At 57.9% G+C, this 18,406-nt stretch carries 19 protein-coding genes; 6 read left to right on the top strand and 13 right to left on the bottom strand.

Annotation, left to right across the window (positions count from 1 at the left end):
- Nucleotides 1-1,501: asparagine synthase-related protein (locus tag ACUCV3_RS24525; protein WP_482241277.1), on the top strand; the 1,501-nt coding region annotated here is incomplete at its 5' end.
- Nucleotides 1,502-1,531: 30 nt separating this feature from the next.
- Here ACUCV3_RS24525 and ACUCV3_RS24520 read toward each other — a convergent pair.
- The 12 genes from ACUCV3_RS24520 to ACUCV3_RS24465 all read right to left on the bottom strand — a co-directional run bounded on the left by ACUCV3_RS24520 (nucleotide 1,532) and on the right by ACUCV3_RS24465 (nucleotide 13,745).
- Complete coding sequence (locus ACUCV3_RS24520; protein ID WP_482241276.1) at nucleotides 1,532-3,655, bottom strand: Atxe2 family lasso peptide isopeptidase; 2,124 nt, start codon at nucleotides 3,653-3,655, stop codon at nucleotides 1,532-1,534.
- Complete coding sequence (locus ACUCV3_RS24515; RefSeq protein WP_482241275.1) at nucleotides 3,656-6,256, bottom strand: TonB-dependent receptor domain-containing protein; 2,601 nt, start codon at nucleotides 6,254-6,256, stop codon at nucleotides 3,656-3,658.
- A gap of 56 nt (nucleotides 6,257-6,312) precedes the next feature.
- A complete protein-coding gene (locus tag ACUCV3_RS24510; RefSeq protein ID WP_482241274.1) occupies nucleotides 6,313-7,422 on the bottom strand; it encodes a FecR family protein in 1,110 nt (369 codons plus the stop codon).
- Nucleotides 7,419-7,985: an RNA polymerase sigma factor gene (locus ACUCV3_RS24505; protein WP_256213601.1), complete on the bottom strand. Its 567-nt coding sequence runs from the start codon at nucleotides 7,983-7,985 to the stop codon at nucleotides 7,419-7,421. Before ACUCV3_RS24505 ends, ACUCV3_RS24510 begins: the two co-directional genes overlap by 4 nt.
- A gap of 261 nt (nucleotides 7,986-8,246) precedes the next feature.
- Nucleotides 8,247-9,187 (bottom strand): IS630 family transposase gene (locus ACUCV3_RS24500; RefSeq protein WP_482241273.1). Its coding sequence is split into 2 segments (ribosomal slippage): nucleotides 8,247-8,842 and nucleotides 8,842-9,187, totalling 942 coding nucleotides; the frame shifts between segments, so codons are not numbered across the junction.
- A gap of 343 nt (nucleotides 9,188-9,530) precedes the next feature.
- Nucleotides 9,531-10,469 carry a nucleotidyltransferase domain-containing protein gene (locus ACUCV3_RS24495; protein WP_482241272.1) on the bottom strand — a complete coding sequence of 313 codons (939 nt, stop codon included), beginning with the start codon at nucleotides 10,467-10,469 and terminating at the stop codon, nucleotides 9,531-9,533.
- Between the two features lie 43 nt (nucleotides 10,470-10,512).
- Nucleotides 10,513-10,914 (bottom strand): type II toxin-antitoxin system VapC family toxin, encoded by a 402-nt coding sequence (locus tag ACUCV3_RS24490; RefSeq protein ID WP_256213600.1) that lies wholly within the window; start codon nucleotides 10,912-10,914, stop codon nucleotides 10,513-10,515.
- Nucleotides 10,907-11,647: an AbrB/MazE/SpoVT family DNA-binding domain-containing protein gene (locus ACUCV3_RS24485; RefSeq protein ID WP_482241271.1), complete on the bottom strand. Its 741-nt coding sequence runs from the start codon at nucleotides 11,645-11,647 to the stop codon at nucleotides 10,907-10,909. Before ACUCV3_RS24485 ends, ACUCV3_RS24490 begins: the two co-directional genes overlap by 8 nt.
- A 73-nt stretch (nucleotides 11,648-11,720) precedes the next feature.
- On the bottom strand, nucleotides 11,721-12,383 hold the full coding sequence (locus tag ACUCV3_RS24480) for a JAB domain-containing protein (protein WP_482241270.1): 663 nt from the start codon (nucleotides 12,381-12,383) through the stop codon (nucleotides 11,721-11,723).
- Nucleotides 12,293-12,733 carry a hypothetical protein gene (locus ACUCV3_RS24475; RefSeq protein WP_482241269.1) on the bottom strand — a complete coding sequence of 147 codons (441 nt, stop codon included), beginning with the start codon at nucleotides 12,731-12,733 and terminating at the stop codon, nucleotides 12,293-12,295. Before ACUCV3_RS24475 ends, ACUCV3_RS24480 begins: the two co-directional genes overlap by 91 nt.
- A gap of 53 nt (nucleotides 12,734-12,786) precedes the next feature.
- Nucleotides 12,787-13,131, bottom strand: coding sequence for a hypothetical protein (locus ACUCV3_RS24470; RefSeq protein WP_093021584.1), 345 nt, complete (start codon nucleotides 13,129-13,131; stop codon nucleotides 12,787-12,789).
- 62 nt (nucleotides 13,132-13,193) lie between these two features.
- Nucleotides 13,194-13,745 (bottom strand): helix-turn-helix domain-containing protein, encoded by a 552-nt coding sequence (locus ACUCV3_RS24465; RefSeq protein WP_482241268.1) that lies wholly within the window; start codon nucleotides 13,743-13,745, stop codon nucleotides 13,194-13,196.
- 372 nt (nucleotides 13,746-14,117) lie between these two features.
- Here ACUCV3_RS24465 and ACUCV3_RS24460 point away from each other — a divergent pair, with 372 nt between their 5' ends.
- Complete coding sequence (locus ACUCV3_RS24460; protein WP_482241267.1) at nucleotides 14,118-14,603, top strand: sigma factor-like helix-turn-helix DNA-binding protein; 486 nt, start codon at nucleotides 14,118-14,120, stop codon at nucleotides 14,601-14,603.
- Entirely contained in the window at nucleotides 14,600-15,505 is a 906-nt protein-coding gene (locus tag ACUCV3_RS24455; protein WP_482241266.1) for a DUF7146 domain-containing protein, read from the top strand. Before ACUCV3_RS24460 ends, ACUCV3_RS24455 begins: the two co-directional genes overlap by 4 nt.
- 54 nt (nucleotides 15,506-15,559) lie before the next feature.
- Here ACUCV3_RS24455 and ACUCV3_RS24450 read toward each other — a convergent pair whose 3' ends face one another.
- Nucleotides 15,560-15,856: an HU family DNA-binding protein gene (locus ACUCV3_RS24450; protein WP_482241265.1), complete on the bottom strand. Its 297-nt coding sequence runs from the start codon at nucleotides 15,854-15,856 to the stop codon at nucleotides 15,560-15,562.
- 53 nt (nucleotides 15,857-15,909) lie between these two features.
- On the opposite strand from ACUCV3_RS24450, the gene tnpA reads away from it, so the two are divergent.
- The 3 genes from tnpA (at nucleotide 15,910) to tnpC (ending at nucleotide 18,324) form a co-directional block, all read left to right on the top strand.
- Nucleotides 15,910-16,338 (top strand): IS66-like element accessory protein TnpA, encoded by a 429-nt coding sequence (tnpA, locus tag ACUCV3_RS24445; RefSeq protein ID WP_482241264.1) that lies wholly within the window; start codon nucleotides 15,910-15,912, stop codon nucleotides 16,336-16,338.
- Nucleotides 16,335-16,688: an IS66 family insertion sequence element accessory protein TnpB gene (gene tnpB, locus ACUCV3_RS24440; RefSeq protein ID WP_147222007.1), complete on the top strand. Its 354-nt coding sequence runs from the start codon at nucleotides 16,335-16,337 to the stop codon at nucleotides 16,686-16,688. The genes tnpA and tnpB overlap by 4 nt, the downstream gene beginning before the upstream one ends.
- Before the next feature lie 67 nt (nucleotides 16,689-16,755).
- Nucleotides 16,756-18,324, top strand: coding sequence for an IS66 family transposase (gene tnpC / locus ACUCV3_RS24435; RefSeq protein ID WP_482241263.1), 1,569 nt, complete (start codon nucleotides 16,756-16,758; stop codon nucleotides 18,322-18,324).
- Nucleotides 18,325-18,406: the final 82 nt, after the last annotated feature.

Raw genomic sequence — 18,406 nt, 5'->3', positions numbered from 1 at the left:
TAGAGATCCCGTTAGGTCGCTTCGAGATGATTATTGGGGCGCCTATGTCGCAATCATAGATCGATCAAGCGAAGTAAAAATCCTGCGCGATCCCACAGGCGCTCTGCCTTGCTATTATACGACGCGCGGCGAAATGATTGCCTGCGCATCGGATATTTCAACTCTGATCGGCGCGGGATTGGTTCGCCCATCAGTAAATTGGCGCTCTGTAGGAAAATCTTTGTACCATGTTCAGCTCCCCTCTGAGGAGACAGGGCTGTCTGGTATTAACCAACTTCAAGGCGGTTGCATGCTGACAATAGGTACGGAAGGAATCAAACAAACCCTTTTCTGGAGCCCGTGGGATTATGTCGCGATCGACCGTCACGCAAATTCCGAGCAATGTGCCGCAGATCTTTTTCAACTCGTCAGCTCGACGATAAAAACATGGGCTTCCTGCTATTCCCATCCGCTGGTTGGCCTCTCTGGCGGTCTAGATTCCTCCATTGTCGCGGAATGCTTGGCTCGAGCGGGTATCGAAGTTACATGCATGACTGCGGTCACCAACGATCCAGCCGGTGATGAGCGCGTATATGCCAGGCAGGTCTGCACGGCGATCGAGGCGAACCTCATCGAAGCGATCTATCTTGAAGCGGATATCAATATCAGCGAATCGACCGCCGCAAATATTCCAATTCCTTCCGGGAAATCGCATGAGCAGGCATATAATAAGATAGTGCGAGATGCGGCCGCCAGTACGGGTGCAGATAGCTTTTTTGTAGGCGCTGGAGGAGATAATGTATTTTACTCAACTCATTCTGCTCGTCCGCTTATTGATCGATATGAAGATCAAGGATTGTCAACTGCGCTGATGCAGACCGTCCGCGACATTTGTCAGATTACTGGTGCAAGCATTTGGGAGGTTATCACAGAAGCATTGCGCATTTCTCGAAAATTTGCACCGGGCCTGCCTTGGCAAGTAGCAGAAACATATTTGCATCAAGACTTCCTGAACTCAGTGCGTGAGGATCCTATTGAACATCCGTGGTTTTCTCCACCCGAGTCTATGCCAGCCGGCAAAAAGGGCCACGTCGCGCAGATATTACGAGCCCTCCATCATATCGAGCACCGAGACAAAAATCTTTCGATTCCGATGATCTGCCCATTGCTGTCTCAACCTGTGATGGAATTTTGCTTGAGTGTACCAAGCTGGTGGGTGGTTGAAGGTGGATGTGATCGCGCAATTGCAAGAAAGGCGTTTTCGAAAAGGCTTCCTCGGGCAATTTTACGTCGGCAGGGGAAAGGCGGTCCCGACGGCTTCGTTGCGCAATTCATACAGGGCCATCGCCGCTCTATCGCGGACCGCTTGGTCGATGGGCAGCTTTCCGCGAATGGCCTGCTTGACCGCAACGCGATTGAAACGGCTCTGCGGTCCGGTGGACACATTGCTCCCTCCGATTGTCCCAGAATCATGGCGCTTCTTGATGCCGAGGCGTGGGTGAGAAGCTGGTCAACAGCATAAGAGCAGGCCATTTATGGAAATGTCGCCCCGTCAATTTTCCGACGACGGAAGCCGTGATAGCCATATGCGTTTCATTGCCAACCAGCTGGTCAATTCCTTACTTGGATACGCAGTGGCCGGTTGGGCATCTTGCAGCCAGAAGTCGAACCAGTCGAGATTTCGGCGATACACCGAGAGGCGATGCGCCGGCTGCGATTTAATGTGATCCTCATTCGGGTAGATGTACATGTCGCTCGGGATTTCGGCCTGTCTGATTGCCGTAAACCCCGCAAGCATTGCGAGATATTCACTGTCTGCAGCTTGAAACAAGATCGGAAACTTCACATGCTCCGCCTGATCCACCAGCGATATCTGGCCCCAGAAATCAGGGTCCTTGTCGATCAATCGCGGCCATCCGCCCTCATGATAAGATTGCGCCACCATGGGTCCCAGAAATGCATCTTGAATGGGCTCCCACCCGCAGCCCGATACGGAACCGGCGGAGAATAGCACGGAATGGATGGCTGCGAATTGGACGGTAGTGCATCCGTCACTCAGCCCCGTAATTCCGATCCTGTTCGGATTGATAAGTCCACGGTCTATCAGAGCGCGAGTTGCGACTTCAATGGCAGAAAGGATATTCCGGCGTCCTGCAAAATCGTGATTGAACGCCGAGACCAAGGCGCCAACACTGGCTTGTTTGCCAACGATATCCTCATATGTAAGGTTATCGACACTTAGGACAAAATAGCCCCGGTTGGCAAAAACTTGGATTGGATATTCGTCGCCGATCCCTCCGCGAAGAAAGCCTTTGGTTCGATATTGTACGACGATTAAAGGATAGCGAAGTCCCTCGGTGTATCCGACGGGATAGACCAGATCGCCATAAAATGGGACGCCTTCGCTATTGCGCCAGTTCATCCGCTCGACTTGGCCCATGGCCAAGTGTGAGAAATCCGGGTTCGGATCGAAAATCTGCTTTTCCCTCCTGTGGTCGAGGTCAAATCTAACGAAATGCCTTGGTTCTCTTGAACGCTCGCGCAGACAGGCCAAGTCATCGCCTATTGGCTGACATTCGACGAGATAGTCGCTGGTCAGCAGAAGACGCTGGACCCGTCGGCTCCCTGGAAGCCACTCGTAGACGGCGGTCAGGCTATTGGCCCAGCCTTCCCGCCGAAAGAACCGCACTTTCCGTCCATCCGGCGCCCACCATAAAGGTGCCAACCAGCCTATGCGGCATTCCTCAAGCAAGCATGGATGACGGCGGCCCGCCCGCGTTTCTACAGCGATACGAAAATCCTCGGGGAAGCCGGAGGCGTCAATCCGTTCGCCGAAGGCGCTGTCGCCCGCCCGACTGATCGTTAAATCTATCCGGTTTTCATTCGAATCGGATTGAATGAAGTCGTTGATCACCGCCTCGCTGGCCGGCATCTCTAAGCCCGTCTCAAGATCAACCCCGACGTAAACACGATCCGAACCGGGTGTTTGAGGGCGAGCGCCCCGCACGGGAAATGCGCGCTCATCATAGCGCCATCCCGCTAGGCCTTCCCGGTCGATCGCTGCGCTGTTGGTTTTTACCCCAGGGCGAATGACATAATTGATCTCGTGACCACCGGGCGAGATCTGGAAATCATCGACATCCACACTGGCGTGAGTGACCTGCACAACCGTCCCGCTCGCGAGATCGGCCTTCCAGATCTGCGTACTTCCGCCGATCCGCTTAAGGTAGAAAATTGATCGCCCGTCCGGTGACCAACGCGGTGCGGTCGGCAAGGGTGCCCCAATATGGAAATAAGCCCAGTTATACCGAGGGGGAGTATCAAGGATGAGTTCATGGCTGATGTCGACGAGTTCAGGCCGGGCCGGGTGCAGCGCAGACATCACCACAATGCCCACACAGTAACGGTTTTCCGAAGGATTGCCTTGGTGAAGCTGGAACGCGATCCGGCGACCGTCAGGGGACAGCGAAAAAAGGGAGCGAGTCCGGTCCGGGCGTGGCGCTGGTCCAATGTCGCGTAGTCCCGCCAACGCTTCTGGCGTGACTGGCTCACGCCCCCTGCCTATCTCCTCATTCGGCAGTAAAGAAGCGCAGGATTGCTCAGCCCGTGCCGCAGTTGCGAATAAGCATAGTCCCAAGGCCGCAATCACGCAGGCGGCATGCAGTACCCGGCTCATTCACCACCTCTTCCGCAAGGTGATGCTGGCCGTGCGACCGTAGAGGGAGTGATTTACCGAATCGACCAGAACCTGCGCCGTACGGTTGGTCCTGATCGGAGGGGGCTTGATATTGAAGAGATTTTGTATCCCTACCTGCCATTCGACATTGGCAAATATGCCACTGGCGGAGTTGCCGCGGATCGTCGCGATGGTGTCGAACGTCGTAAATGAACCGACGATCACCGTCGGCTCGAACCGATTGTCGTCGGTTTTGCCGACATAATTAACTGTAGCAGAAAGGTCGACATTGTCCTTCTGCCAGTTTGCAGTAACGCGGCCCCGCCAATGGGGTGGTGTGAAGATTATTCCTGCCTGCTCGACGAGAGGGAGGCCCGGTATAACCTCGCGCGTACTGTTCAAGTAGCTGGCTGATCCATTGATTGTTGCTCTGCCATATTGCTGGAAATCGTGAGTATAGGCTGCGGAGAAATCGATGCCTTCGAGCTTCTGGACGGATATATTTTGCAGATAATCCTGCACGATCGCTGACACTGACGATGGGTCGAATGCTCCATCTGTGAAATTCTGAAAGACCCCGGTTATGCCGTTGACGGAATCCAGCACTTCGGCGGATGTTGGGTCCAGCCGTGTGTACTGATTGTATACGGAATCGAAAAGTCTGGTAAATTCCACGATCGGAGACCCGACGCGGTTGTAATAGCGGGTATTAAAATATGAGACCTCGGCCTTGAATCCTTCCATAGCTTCGGGAGTAAAGGCAACTGACACGCTCCATGTCGTTGCGCGTTCCGGTTTCAGGTTCTTGTTGCCGCCGAAAAGATATAGAACGGGGAAGCCATTTGAAGGGGTGGGCTCGAAATCCGAGCCCGGCAACAGCTGCGCGTTGCTAAGCATAGCCGTCTGGTAAAGGTTAGGTGCCTTGAATGATCGGCCCCAGCTGCCCTTAAACTCAAGCCCCTCAATGGGCGAATACACCATTCCGATCTTTGGCGTTGCCACTTGATCAATGTAATGGTGGTCTTCATAACGAAGAGCGCCAATGAGATGCAGCTTATTAACAAACGGTACAGCATTGCCAGGCGATATTAGCGGCAAGAATAACTCACCATAGGCAAAGCCGACCTTGCGATTCTCGGCTACGGCTTCGGTTGTGCTTTCCACCCCGGCGACGATGCGTCGTGAGTCCACCGCCAGATTGTTGGAACGAAATCCCAAGCCGACGGCGAGCCTCGCTTCGCCCCCCGGCAAGGTAAACAAAGCTCCCTCTGCCCCCAATTCGATCGATTTCAGTTCGTTGCTATAATTCGGTAACGCACGCACAATTTCAGTTCCGGCAGAGAAGACGCGCGTCACTACGTTGGTGTCGCTTCTGCTATACGTTCCCAAGAGGCGGACGTCCCATCCGAACGGCAGATGGGCCTTCAATGCTGGCGAAACCGACCAGCCGTCAGCTGTCGATTTGACGATGCTGCCCTGTGCCGCGCAACTTGTAGCTACGACACCAATCAAGCAGCGCGATGTGGAGCGACGCATGTAGTGGGCATCGATCTCGAAGCCGATCGACTCCGTGATCGACTGATGGCCGGCCATGACCAAACTGATCTGATCCTGCGAGGGGATCAGCGTCGTATCGGGTGCCACGTTGCTGGTGTAGGAGCGCTGGCGCGCGGAAATTTCCGTTGAATCCTGATAGTCAGCCGCGATCATGAACCCGCCGGAGCGCCATGAAGAGCCGCCGACAATGTTATATTGCTGGGCGGCAGCGCCACCATCCGTTGCGGTGCCGAACCTCGCGGATGTTTCTACCCCGTCTACACTACGCCTCAAAACGACGTTGGCGACACCGGCCACAGCATCAGAGCCATAAAGCGCAGAGGCGCCATCTGCGACAACGTCGAGCCGTTCAATAGCAGCAAGAGGTATGGCGGAGATGTCGATTCCCTGGCTAATAGCGTCGAATGCGACACGATGGCCATTGATCAAGGTCAAGGATGCATCGGGTCCAAGGCCGCGCAGATTCAGCGCGGATGAACCGGACACATTGGTGAAACCGCCTTGCCCCCCAGCTGTGATTGTCGGATTCTGTCCACCAGCGAAATTCTGCGGAAGGTCGCGTATTACCTGTCCGAGATCGGTATGACCCAGTTGTTGGGCTTCATTCCGCGTGATTGTCGTGACGGGTGAAGTCGAAGGTGCTCCACGAATTCGTGACCCGGTGACAACAATATTCTCACCCGATGTCAGCGCGTCATCTGATACCGCTGAAAATCGCCGGCGAATGAGGATGGTCCCATCGCGTTCCATTACTGTCAATCGGGTGCCTCTGAGTACGGTCTCGACCGCTTCAAGCGCGGTATAGGTCCCGTTGAGCGGTGGAGCTTGCCGCCCCTTCACCGCCTCGGGGCGAAAAATGATTTCACGACGGCTGGAACGCCCGATGGCGCGTAATGCACCGTCGAGGTCCTGCCGGTCGAGATTCCATTCCTGCTTTTGCCCCGATGCAGCCAGCAAGGGAGCCGGCATGCCCGCTAGTGCAAGCGCAAATACCGAACCGACCGCCCACCGTCCAAACTCGTTCATCGTTGCCCCCAATTTCAATCCGGCCTCGTTCGAGACCGGTTCCATTGTGGGCAACGACGAGCAGCGCGCCCCGATTATGATGGCGGGCGACAATTTCCTTTCGGAAGAGCTGGGCACCGTCGGGCCAGGGCAACCGAGTTAGCCCCACTAATGACCGCCAGCCCCAGGACGTCTCCCAGATTGCGTGCCAGTCTCTCGCTGTCTGTGATACGGAAATTTCCCGAGACTCGAATACCATCTATATCGGGTGTTGCGCCTACCAGGGGAATGTCAGCATAGCGATTGGCCTCCGTGAACAGGTCTCCCAGACGAACATTACTATATTCCTTCAATCCGTCAGGCCATTCACTGTCATTTGCCTGCGCCTTGACCACTTCGAGGGCAAGGGGTTTCGGAGCATTGTGCAGTTCGACCTGCTGACCGGGAGAAAGTCGAACCGCCGGCTGCGGGCGCCCGGGTGCGGAAACGTCTGTCACGACGTCGACTGCGCCCTTCACCAGTCGTACGACAAGGCGATTGTCCGGCAGCAGATTGACGTCGAAGATCGTACCGCGGGCTGTCACCGTTCCGCGCCCGGCGTGAACCGTAAAGGGGCGTTCCTCATGAGCGACGGTGAAACGGGCGCGACCACGCAACAAGCGAAGGTTCCTTCGCTCGGCGTCGAAGCTCACCAATACCAGGCTGTTCGTGTCGAGTGTGATGACAGAGCCATCCTCGAGCGAAAACGATCGAATTTCGCCGATGGCTGTAGCAATCTTCAGTTGGGCAGGACCATCAGATCTGCCAGGCGCCGAGCCTATTGCAAGCGACGGCTGTCTAATATCATCACGCGGCGAACCTGCAGCCCATTGCGCAACAAGGGCAACGGCGCCGAGCATCGCCAGTATAAGCACCGCGCGTCTTTTCGCCTTGGACCGTCGCGGGCTCTGGCCCATGTCGTCGCTGAACGCTGCGTCGGAAGGGAGGGCATCGTCCTCTGGCGGGTCCTTTAAACGCTTTCCGATGCTGTAGGCTTCGGCAATGCGGTTATAGGCGGCGCGGTGCAGCGCGCCGCGTGCCAACCATGCTTCGAATTCCTTGCGTCTGATTTCTGCTTCCTCCGGGTTACGCATGATAGCGAACCAGTCGGCGGCTTCTTCCCTGAGTTGTCCATGCCGACGCGGCGGATCTGTGTCTTCCATCATTCCTGTTCCAGAGCTGCGTCGATATGGGCAAGCGCGCGGGCGACATGATATTGCACAGTAGGGATTGAAATCCCCATGCTTTCCGCGATCTCGCGGTAGGTCAGTTCTTCCACCCGGTGAGCCAAGAATATCTCTCGCGTCCGTTGAGGTAGCTCTTCCAGGGCGCGCCTGTAAATCCGCATCACGTCTTCGGCCTCGATGCGTGCGGCTTGATCCGGCGCGACTGCCACTTCGAAGTCTTCGCCGATCGGCACATGAAACGCCAGAAGCCGGGTCTCGAGACGCTTGTATCGATCCAGAAGAAGATTTCGGGCGATGCGCTGGAGATAGGCTGCCGGCCGTGGAAGGCTGGTTCTGGCCATGCAGCCAACCAGGCGGACAAAGGATTCCTGTACGAGATCACCGACGTCATCCCGCGAGCGTAAGCGGCTTTGAAAATATCGCTGCAGCCGCGGCGCTTCGGTTTCGTAGATCTGTTGCACGTCCGCCATCCCGGCTCTTGGTTTCTTCTGAGCGACATCGTCTCTCAGGCCTTGTGGCACATTGAAATTCTCAGACGACATGAAATCACGGTTCCTCACGACGTGGCAGCGCCGTCCTCGCAAGTGCAAGGGAGAAGCGATGTGAGGTGAGCCGAGTTGTCGCCCAACGACGCAACCGGCGCTCGACCCGTATGTCGAGCTTCGAGATACCTGACAGGAAAATCCTGCGGGCGGCTGCCAGATTCCAGCCCGCATTGGTACTATGCCGTGAGAAAAGGATCCAATCAAGCTTTTGGTATTCTTGTCCTATCGGTACTTCCCCATCCCTAGAGCAGTTTTCGATCATTCTGGTTCATAGCCGCACGATCTGAAGTAGTTGGCGCATTCCTGAGGCTGGAAGATATCGACGAGTTTGCCGATCAAGCTCCACAGGCCGCTGACCGTTCGCTCGCCCGCTTTACGGAGCATGGCCTTCAGGCGGGAGAACGCTTTCTCGATCGGGTTGAAGTCTGGGCTGTAGGGCGGGAGAAAGCGCAGGGTTGCGCCTGCAGCCTCGATGAGCACCTGCACCGATGCGCGCTTGTGGCTCGACAGGTTGTCCATGATGACGACGTCGCCGGGCCGCAGTTCCGGGACGAGGACCTGAGCGACGTAGGCTTCGAACCAGTCACCGTTAATCGGTCCATCGAGCACCATGGGCGCGACCATGCCAGTCATGCGCAGGCCAGCGACGAGAGTGGTGGTTTTGCGGTGGCCGTGCGGGAAGCCCATCCGCAGTCGCTCGCCTTTCGGGCAACGTCCGTGGCTGCGGGTCATATTGGTCGCGGTCCAGGTTTCGTCGATGAAGACCAGGCGCTCCGGTTCGAGATCGAGTTGACCCTCGAACCAGTCCTGACGCTGTTTCAGGACGTCTGGTCGATCTTGCTCTATCGCATGGCCTGTCTTTTTTTGCGCGTCAGGCCACGGCGAACAAAAAAGCGATGTAGCCCGGCCACGGAAACGCCCATTCCCTTGTCCGCAAGCGCCAGACGTAGTTCTTCGAGGGTGATGTCCCTGCGCTCCTCCCAAATGGCCAGAATGTCCGCTGCCCGCTCTTCCACCCGCCGCGAGCGCATATCCCCGCCGCGCGGCTTTGGGGCTATGTCACCCGTCTCGCGCTGCTGTGCCCGCCAACGGACCGCCGTTGATGGTGCAACACCGAACCGGGCCGCCGCAGCACGGCAACTCGATCCACTGTCCACCGCTGCCAACAGCCGAGTGCGCAAATCCATCGAAAGAGCCATCCATGCCGGCCTCCTTCACCAGCACGGATTCTGAATCAGAAATCGCGTCCGAAGGGAATCCCAGACCGATTCAGAACGGTCGAAAACCGCTCTAGCTTGGACGTCCGGGCATGAAGGGAGAAATGTCTGACGTCTTGAGTGGAATCCAATCGTTCGCAGGCATGAAAATTATCCGGCATCACAGGCCGCTTCCAACACAAGCGATGCATATTCACCGCGCCCCATGCGGCGAATAAGGCCGGTAATTGCCGCATAACCAGCAGGACCGCGAGATATCCCGGGAGTCGCTGTCGGATTTCAATCCGCAAGCAGCATTTGGACGGCATTAGGCATCGTATCTGCTTCACAGCTCCGCTTTTGCGCCCGTCTCCGCAGCAGTTTTCAACGTCGCAATGCGTTCCGAACAGACCTCATGCACGAGGGCGCCAAGTATCTCTATTCTTGTTTTGAGCCACTCGAGTTGTTCGGATGAAATCTCAAAATGTTTCGAATGCTGGCCTTTGCGATAAGCGTCCTTCAGCTTCTGATACATGGCGCGATCGGCATGCGTTGCACGCGGCCAGGCATCAAATAGCCGCCTATCGAGGCCTTCTGCCATGCCCCTGAGAAACACGATGTTCGTGCTGCGCGGAGCGTAGAAGGTGAATGTCGTCAAAACGCATCTGTACAGTTTTTCAGTCGCCTGGTGAAAATCAAAAGCTGAGTCTCGATACCAGCCTCTTTCATAACCGATTTCAGCGAACGCAAAACGTCGCATCGCCCCGGGAAACAAATCTTCGAAATATTCCTTCGCCATAAGATACGCCTGTTCGGGCGTTTTGGGCTTAGGATTTGCGAGCGGCCGATCGTCGGACTGGTACAGGACCACACCATCCTTGGCGATCTCGGTGAACAAAAGCCGTCCATGGGAAAGGCCGTCATTCACCTGCTGCAGCGTATGCACGATGAAGTTGACCGGCGTGCGGATGATCTTCTCAACCTGATGGGCGTCGAAGAGGCGTTGTTCCGTTGCTTCCCAATAGAGCACGCCGTCCGTCAATTCTTTCTGGTTGACGATGACCAGGATATCGTAGTCCGACATGAACTGGTTTGCGTCGAAGGGCGCATCGACCCAATCGCCCCTGGCATAAGAGCCGAACAGGATGACCTTGAGAATCCGGGCGGATTTGCGTCGGCCCGTCGCCTCCAGCGTCGCCTCGCGGAACCCCTGAAACAGCATTTCCACGACGCGGTCGAGCTCACGCTGCTTGGCGATCGGAAGATGATTGAGGTCGGTACGCATCAGCTCAGTTTCTTATTTCGCTTATCATCATGCAGCACGCCAGTCATCGCACCAGTTCGACCACCACGCCGACATCCAGGGCTTCCCATGCCCGGTCGGCGCTTACAGCAGTCGCGTTTCGGCACAGCGCCAGAGCCAGGCAGGATCGGTCGCCAAGAGACAGGCCGATGTCGCGCGTTTCGGGGCGCAGCTTTCCGCCCACGTCGGCCTGATCACGATCGGCGGGCACAATGTCGATATCGAGTTCGGCCAGCATCATCTGCGCTTCAGCGGCATCTACGCCGCAGTCGGTGAGCTTTGCCAGCACCTCATGGTAGTTCACCACCGACACCAGAGCACCGGTCAATCGCATTTCCACCCGGTCCGCTCCCGGTTCGCCAAACAGCAGGCACAGAAGGGCTGAGGCATCGAGAACAAAAACGGCCTTTGTATCGACGTCAGTCACGTACCGCCTCGGCCCGCCGCTCAGCGATCAACTCCTCGGAAACAAGTCCCTCATTGGGCGCAAAGGCGCGCAAACGCTCCTGCACTCGTCGAAGCGCGGAGCGGGCAGGGCGAATACGAACTTCGTCGCCATTGACCTCGAAAAGGACGGTGTCGCCATTCTGCAGGCCCAGCGAACGGCGGATATCGGCGGGGAGGGCGATGCGCCCGCCTGCAATGACCTTGCCTCGCAAGATGGTCATGTCATTTATGTCCTGAACGGTACCAACATGGTGATCGTACCTCATCTTCATGATCGGCATCAAGTTGCCAGATTGTCCGGAGGCACAGATTTCCGAACTCAGGCTGAGGCATTGCCCGATCAGCAAATCAATCGCGTCTTCCAGAGCCTCCTTCGTTGAATGCGCGAGCGTGAGATCGGTGCATCGGCCGTCCACGGGATCGTCCTCACGCACAACAGCCCCTAACTGCTCCAGCCGGGCCGAGCGACGATGGGCGGTCGATGATGCGTGTTCGGGCGAGAAGCAAGCCGGGTATATTCTTTCGCCGTCGATCCCGGCAATATAGATCTCGAGCAGATATGCCAGATAGGGGCTCGACGACAGCTTCGTTCCCATCTTGCTGTTGAGAATCGCCACCATTTTCAGAAGGGTTCGACATGTCGCGGCCCGCGAGGCCGGGGGCCAGCTATCGACTCCGAGCTTCTCCCTCGATGCTATCGATGCGGAGAACATGACGTGCCTCCGTTAAGAGGGGATCCGGGCTGGCTGCTCGTGCTGGCTACGTCGGCAAGGCAATTTGGGCCGGTCATAGATAACCTGCCTTTCGAAAGCTCGTCGTCCCATTGCGCGCCACCACCAGATGGTCATGGACAACGACGTTCAGACATCTGGCCGCTTTCGCGATCCTTTCCGTCAACTCGCGATCTGCCCGCGATGGCCTGGAACAACCGGATGGATGATTATGGACCAGCAAAATCGCTGTTGCCTCCAGATCGAGGCAGCGCTTGAGAATTTCGCGGGGCCATGCATAGACGGCCGAGACTGTTCCCATGCCCAGCACCTCGTCAGCGATCAACTCATTGTTTGCGTTGAGGAACAACACCCGCAACTGTTCGATCGGCTCGTAGGCCATGCGGCCACGCAAATAGTCCAACAGGCGCTGATCGCTGGACAATATCGGACGCTGCATCAGTTGGCCCCGGAGCATCTGGGTCATGGCCCGTCTGAAGCAGAGGAAGGTTTGTTCAATCTCGATCGCGTCATCCAGCAGTTCGATCCGTTCTGCTGAACGTGCCGATATCGCTTCGCCGAGCGAGCCGAAGCGGGTAAAGAGGCGTTCCGAGAGTTCCTGTGCCCGCGCGGGGCAGGTTAGGCCGATCAGATCCTCCAGGGCTCGTCGACACCCAGGCGCGTCAGTCGCCTCCGGTGTCGCCAGGTCGCGATCACCAGTGTCAGTTGAGCAAGCCACCCCCATAGCGCCAGGCCGTGCATATAGGCTCGGGGAACCACTCCGGGCGCGATCGCGAGCGCAACATGGATGATGACTTCCGCGCCCAGTATCGAGGCGATCCACATCGGCCAAAACCGGGTGCTGCGTACTGAAAGCCATAAGAAAATACCCATTATCGATATGTCGATGACAAGAATGCCGGCTTCGACATCCTGAAAGCGGGTACCGAGGGGGGACGCCACAAGAACCGTCAGGCTCGCACCTCCCAGAAGGGTGACCGCACCGATCTTTTCGGGTTGGTCACCCCTTCTAAATGCATAGGTGCTGCTCAGAAGCAGAAATGCCAGGAACAGGGCTTGTCTCGTCATGATCCAAAGGAACGACAAATGCTTTGGTTCGTCAATTTCCCCCGGCACATACCTCACACTGCACGAAGATGTTGTCCCTCGGGCCGGGTTCCCGCCGATGCCACCTTGAGTAGGTCGCCATAGTTGGTCTCCGGCAAGCCGATCGCATCACTTGCCTGCTTGAGGTTGGCATGTGTGGTGACGATCTTCTGTCGGGTTTCGGCCATGAGCAGCATAGCCGATGCGGAACTCTGGATCGCATCCTGGCCGATCATGGCCGAGAGGCGGGCATCCAGCCGTGCAATGGGTAGCGCCGCGTTCAGTTCGGCAATGCGGGCGGCCGCAATATCGATGGCCTCCTCGGCGGCGAACAGCCGTTCGGCTACATGTTTGGCGATGGATTGGCGTTGAGCGCGCATGGTTTCTCCTTCCCGCTCCGCTCGGAGCAGGTCATGTCGTTGGATTTTCCTGGATTGCTGCTCTATTTTTCTACGAGACCGTTGAGCGCCAACAGCAAGGAAAAGCCGGCGCCTACGGCAAGGAGCAGCAAGGTTGTGAGGATCGCGAAAACGATCAGTATGGAAGGGCCACTCAGCTCATTACGGTGCCTCCCGGCTACGCGAAACGGCAATATGTCGAGCAAGGAAAAGCTTTGTTCGCGAACGCCATAGGGCTTTTGTTCATTCGCGAAAATGATCTCGCCTTCGCCTTGTACTGCATCGTCGTCCGCCTGGGTTTCGGTGACGCCAGTTGGCACGGGAGTCGGGTCATCGAAAATAACCATTGATTGGGGGGGTATATTTTGCCCCCCCTTACGCGTTTCCCATTCCACAAAGAGTTGCGCCGATTTCCACTTCGACACATTGCCGAGCTGCCTGCGGATTTCCAGGATGTGATTGTTGACCGTGTTGGGCGAGATGCCCAAAGCACGCCCGATCTCTTTTGAGGAGCTGCCTTTAGCGGCCTCTCGCAGACAATCGCCCTTTCGAGGGCTGAGCCGCTCGAATATCTCTGAAAAGTCGTTCTCGTTCAAGGGTGGTTCCCTTTCGACGATTTACGGCGATCGCAAGCTGCGTCCTCTCCCACCTTCTTCAATCAATCTGCTGGCAGCCTCCGAGCGCCTTCATTCTGTTTCAAGTGAAAATCTTTAGAAAACATAGCTGCGCAGCATTCGGTTTGACAGATTATTTCGCAATTGGCTGGCACACGGCTCGTGCGGTGTAAGCGTCGGCCAATCGAAGGATGGTGCGCACGCCGAACGATATGCAAGGTGGGTGGCTAGCGTCAGGCGCCGAGTTTGTCTGAAGAGGCAACGGGGTCGGAGGAGCACGATACTCGCACGACCATGGCTCGGAAAAGGGAAGTGGGGGGTGAGCAGGGGAGCTTCCGGTAGGAACGAACCATCATGCACAATTCTGAAATAGTTTCGCTGCTTTACGACCTTAAAGCCCATCTTCTCGGCCGGACCTGGTTGCGGTCCCGCCACAAGGCCGCTCCATTGCTTCGCCGTCTCGACGCTGTTGCAGATCAACTGAGCGGGGTCAGGCATCCGGCAATCGCAGTTGCGCGGGCGAGGTTGGAGGGCGCCCCTGTCCTGCGAATCGACATTGACGAGGCCCATGTCGAGGAGACCCCGCAGGGCGTGTGGGTCAGGGGATGGATCTGGGTAGAGCAGCAAGCCTTGCGATCCTGCGACGCGATGCAAGAGGCTAAATTCCGCAGTGCCCTTGCGGACCTGCCGCAACAAAGCCGCGTCATATACCTCGCTCATTGCATCGAGGGCCTCACCTATCCGGCGATAGCCGCCAAACTGGATCTCGACGTGGCTGACGTCCAGCGCGAGTTGGCGGCGGCGCTTCTGGCCCTGTCGATAGCTCTTGATGAGACATGAATGGTGCAGCGTTTGAGCGTGCGACGATGGAAACTGTCCAACTGGAGTTACAGGGGGCGAACCTGTGCCAGCGGCTGGGAGGGACATGGCAGAAAGATCGGGGCCTATGCCTGTGCCCCGCTCATGACGATCATAGCCCCAGCCTTTCGATCCGTGTCGGCAGACACGCGTTGCTGTTCAAATGCTTCGCGGGCTGCGACACACGAGAGGTCTTGCGAGCGATCCGGCGTCTGCGACTCCCGCTTCCTGATGGGCCCATATCGGTCCCATCGGACAAAATCCATATCCCTCAAACGGGCGCAGGGCCGGCGCTGCGGACATGGGATGCGTCCGCACCACTCGCCGCGACACCCGCTGAAATCTATCTCGCCAATCGCCGGCTCAAGCTGCCCTGGCATGATCTGCGCTACAATGCGCGCACACCGCTGGGGCGGGGTAGGGCCGTAGCGTTCCGTCCAGCGTTGATCGCCGCCGTGCGCGAACGGCACCGGATCGTCGCTATCCACCGTACCTTCCTGGATCCCGCGACCGCTACGCGTGCAGGTGATCTTGCCGAACCACGCATGATGCTCGGGCGTCCCGGCCGTGGCGCGGTCCAGCTAATCCCCGCCGGGCGGGTCCTTGGCCTTGCAGAAGGTATAGAAACGGCGCTCGCCGCGATTCGATTGCACCGGATTCCGGTCTGGGCGATCCTCGGGACGGAACGAGCCGGCCATATCCTGCTGCCCGATCGGCTCGAACGTCTCGTTCTGCTCTTCGACAGGGACGCGGCCGGCTGGAAGGCCAACCAACGTGCCCGTGTCGCTTATCGCCGCCCTGGTCTGGAAATCATCAGCCCGTGGCCGCCGCTGCCGAACAATGATTGGGCGGATGTGCTGCAAACCTTGCCGCACGCAGCCTGACGGCGATAGGTGAGGAGACGCCACCCCGCCCCTCACACAGGGCAGCCACGCCGATCAGCCGTTCAGACGATCCTTGACCGCCTTGGCGGGCGTGAACGTCAGCTTCTTCGAAGCCTTGATCGAAATGGTCTCACCCGTCGCCGGATTGCGGCCGTCGCGCGCAGGGGTATCCTTGACCTTGAACTTGCCGAAGCCGTTCAGCGCAATCTCTTCCCCTTTGGCGGCCGCGTCGGCGATCGTCCCAAAGACCGCGTCGACAAGCTTGCGCGCATCGGCCTTGGTCAATCCATGAGACGTACCAAGTGCTTCGGCCAGTTCGGAATTATTGTAAGCGCCAAATCCTCCCCACATTTTCGTAACGGACGAGTTGGCTATGGTTAGCCCCTCAGATGAGGGGTTTCTTAGTGGCAGATGATGTAACGACTTTCGAAACAACTTTCGAAAGGCCCGAGGGCCAACGTCCCTCGCGAATGGATGTGATACCGGCGGGCCGGGTGCGCCGCCGTTGGACCGCCGAAGCGAAGGCGCGGATCATCGCATCAAGTTTCGAGGCCGGTGCCAATGTTGCGCAGATTGCTCGAGCCCACGACATGCTTCCTCAGCAGCTTTACGCCTGGCGGCACGAGAGCACGGTTGGCAAGCGCGCGGGCAACGAGAGGCTAGGCTTCGTTCCCGCTGTGGTCGAGGTCGCGGGCGGCGGCGACGGTGAGCTCAGCGGCAAGGCGGATCAGGAGATTGTGATCCGCCTTGCCGCCGTTGCGATCCACGTGCCGCCGGGGGCCAGCGCAGATCATATCGCCCGGGTGCTGGGCGCGGTGAGGCAGGTGGGATGATCATCCCGCCAGGGCCGCTTAATGTGATGGTGGCGACCAAGCCGGTGGACTTCAGGAAGGGAGCGATCGGCCTTGCCGCGCTGGTCGAGCATGAGTTGGGGCTCAAGCCTTTCTCTGGCGTGGCCTTCATCTTCCGTTCGAAGAGAGCGAACCGGATCAAACTCCTGGTGTGGGATGGAACCGGGCTCGTGCTTGTAAGCAAGGTTCTGCAGACCGGCGGCTTCCATTGGCCCAGGGCCGGAGATGGCGTGATGCGGCTTTCTGCCGCCCAGGCATCTGCCTTGTTCGAGGGGCTTCAATGGTCCAAAATGCACACGCCGCGGGTCCATAGTCCGGTCACGACGCGGTAGGTCGCGCGCCTGATTCCCTTGATCGAAAAGCGATTGCGAGCACCCGAAAAACGGCCAAAATACGGGCATGTCCGCCACTGCCGCCGACCTTCCTGACGACATCGCCACGCTCAAGGCGATGGTCCTGGCAGGCCTCGAGCGCGAAGCTCGGATGCAGCATATTCTCGATCAGATCACCCGTACGACCTTCGGCAAACGCTCGGAAAAGCTCAGCCCGGATCAGTTGGCGCTGGGCCTCGATGATCTCGACGTCGCCCGCGCCGAGTTGGACGGACTTGCCGAGCAATCGGCGGGGGCGGGAGATCGAAAGAAGAAACGAAGTCGGAAGGAGCCAGGTGCTGCGCGCGCATCTCTTCCAGGGCACCTGGTTCGGGTGGAAGAGGTAATTCTGCCCGATGAAAAGGAATGCCCCTGCTGCAACGGCGCGCTTCATTGCATCGACAGCGACGTCTCGAGCCGGCTCGACGTCATTCCCATCCAGTATCGGGTGATCGTGACAGCCCGTCCGAAAATGGCGTGCCGCGTGTGCAGCGAGGGTGTGTTCCAGGCGCCGGCGCCCAGGCACGTGGTTCCAGGCGGCCTTCCCACTGAGGCACTCATCGCCGACGTCGTCGTCAAGAAGTACGCCGATCACACCCCGTTCTATCGTCAGGCGCAGGCCATGCGGCGGCAGGGCATCGTGATCGACCGAGGAACGCTGTGTAACTGGGCAGGCAGGGCAGCTGGCTACCTTGGGCGCATAACGAGCCGGCTGAAGGCGGATATACTTGCAGGCGCGAGGGTGTTCGCTGACGAAACCACCGCAAAGGTCCTGGCGCCTGGCACCGGAAAGACGAAGACCGGCTACCTGTGGGCGGTTGCCCGCGACGATAGCCCGCATGGCGGCGCCGATCCGCCAGCGGTCGCTTACACCTACATGCCAGGGCGCGGGAAGGTCTGGGCTGAAAAGCTGCTTGGCGACTTTACCAGCATCGTCCAATGCGATGGTTACGGCTCGTACAAGCACATTGAGGCCCCCGATCGAAAGGCCGGGCCGGGAACGCTGGCATTTTGCTGGGCGCACGTCAGACGCGGGTTCTTCGACGATGCAAAGGGCGGTAATGCGCCGGTAGCTGAGGAGGTCCTGCGGCGCATTGCCGAACTCTACAAGATCGAGGCGAGGATCCGCGGAACGAGTGCCGAAAACAGGTTGGCCGTCCGCCAGGTCGACGCAGCGCCGATCATTGCGAAGATGCATCCGTGGCTCAAGGAAATGCTACCTAAGCTACCGCGTGGTTCGGGCACGGCCGAGGCGATCGGCTATACGCTCAATCAGTGGAAAGGGCTCATCCGCTTCCTGGAGGATGGGCGTATCGAACTCGACAATAACACGGTCGAGCGATCAATCAGGCCGATCACGTTGCAGAGAAAAAACTCGTTGTTCGCTGGACACGACCTCGGCGCCGAAAACTGGGCCGGCTTCGCAACCCTGATTGAAACCTGCAAACTGAACGACATCAATCCGCAGGCTTACCTCACTGATGTGCTCGCCCGGATTGTGCTGCGTACCGACGCCGATCCCGTCGATGACCTCTTACCCTACAACTGGGTTCACAGCCGCGCCACATCCGCAGCCCAGGTCGATCAGGCGGCTTAAATCCTTCTTGGTGGGGGTGATTTAGCGCTTACGAATTATTCATAATCATCCTCCTGAAAATTGCTAAGCTAGCGTTCATAGC

The sequence above is a fragment of the Sphingobium sp. VMM genome (genome assembly GCF_056790315.1).
This window is presented reverse-complemented; position numbering and strand designations above follow the sequence as displayed.